The sequence below is a fragment of the Pyrobaculum sp. genome, assembly GCF_049971835.1.
Lineage (GTDB): Archaea > Thermoproteota > Thermoprotei > Thermoproteales > Thermoproteaceae > Pyrobaculum.
This window is the reverse complement of record NZ_JBMFKV010000345.1, coordinates 1-1,528: the sequence shown is the minus strand read 5'-3', so window position 1 is coordinate 1,528 and position 1,528 is coordinate 1. Positions and strand designations below refer to the sequence as shown.

Below are 1,528 nucleotides of genomic sequence, written 5' to 3'. Positions count from 1 at the left end.
TGATTTAAAGGCATTTCTTTATTCATGTATGAAGATCGCTCTTCTGAGGAATTTTAAAAATTACAAGGTGTTCGAAGAGGCCGCCAAAAAATATCGCCATTTCGTAGTTGCGTATTCCGGCGGCAAGGACTCCACGGCCGTGGCCATATTGCTATACCAATGGGTCGAGCAAGCCAAGCCAAGCATAAAAGTAACGCTCCTCTACAACGACACACTAAGCGAGGTCAACGCGCTCGAAGCATGGGTTAGATACTTCACACAAGCCTATACGGAGAAGATACGGCGCCATGTCGACATATCCGTACGCTTCGTAACCCCCGAAATCACCAAGACCTTCTTCTGGAGAGTATTCGTTAGGGGCTACCCAGCTCCCACTTTCAGATTCAGGTGGTGTGTCGACCACCTCAAACTAGAGCCTATGACCAACGAAGTGAAGAAGCTAGAAAACGCCATAATCGTCACAGGACAACGCGATGAAGAAAGCGGAGCCAGAGCCGCCTCTATGAAAAAAAGCTTTGGTAGCTGCGCCCCCGGCACCTGCCTCGGAGCCTACTTCTCACTAAACGGCGAGGTACCGAAAATAGCCCCTATCAGATTCTGGACGACGCAAGATGTCTGGAGGTTCCTCCTACACCAGAAGGAATTCGACATAACGCCGCTAATAAGACTCTATGGCCTAGATACCAAGACACTGATAGCGCCAGGAGGCCGATTTGGCTGTTGGCACTGCACACTGGTAAAGATTCACTCAGGTCTCTTCTTCGGCGATAAGAACTACGCCTATGTCGAGGCGCTCAGGCTGATATACAAGGCAGTCTCAGATCTCAAAGAAATGAGGGTGCCAAAAACAACCAGTGGCGGATACAGTAAGCTGGGGCCGCTCACCCCCCTAGCCCGTTCCATAATTTACCACCTAGCACCGATTGTGGAGGAGAAAAGCGGACACCGCTTCTACGCCCTCGACGAAGTAAAGCTAGGCGAGAAGAGCATGCGGGAGATATTCTATGAAGTGGATGCCGAATCAGCAGACGTAGTAATCAGACAGTATGATAGGACAGATAGGTGGATAGGCATGAGGAGACTAAGAAAAATTGAAAGTGAGTTACTACGTCAGTACATCGACAAAATACTAGAGAGAGTAAGAGCTCTAGACTACACAACACTCGCTACGCGTAGCGCCGAGGAGATGCTACAGCAACTTATTGGCTAGCCCCCCAAAGCCTCGCTCCACGCCTCCTCTACACTACGCCTAGCCATCGAGAATAAGTCATCCGGCAGATCCTCGGGCTTGTACTTCAGCGCCATGTGCAGACTGTGAATAGTCCCCAGATCTATATGCGTCAAATCGGCGCCTATCTCCGTCAAAACAGCCTCCTCCACGCCGTAAAGCTCGGCCCACCTCTTAAACAGCCTAAACTGAAAACGCAGATTAGCATTTATAGGAGTCACCACAGCACACACGCCGGGACACCTCTCGCCAAACACCTCCTCATCTCTCAGCAAAACCCACTCCACCCTCCCGTAAAGC

2 protein-coding genes are annotated in these 1,528 nt (G+C 50.5%); one reads left to right on the top strand and one right to left on the bottom strand.

The window, feature by feature from the left end:
- Nucleotides 1-1,210 (top strand): phosphoadenosine phosphosulfate reductase family protein (locus tag ACP5J3_RS14500; RefSeq protein ID WP_428496327.1); only part of this gene is annotated, 1,210 nt, incomplete at its 5' end.
- Here the strand turns inward: ACP5J3_RS14500 and ACP5J3_RS14495 are convergent.
- On the bottom strand, nt 1,207-1,528 hold a 322-nt coding region (locus tag ACP5J3_RS14495; RefSeq protein ID WP_428496326.1), incomplete at its 5' end, for a hypothetical protein. The genes ACP5J3_RS14500 and ACP5J3_RS14495 overlap by 4 nt on opposite strands.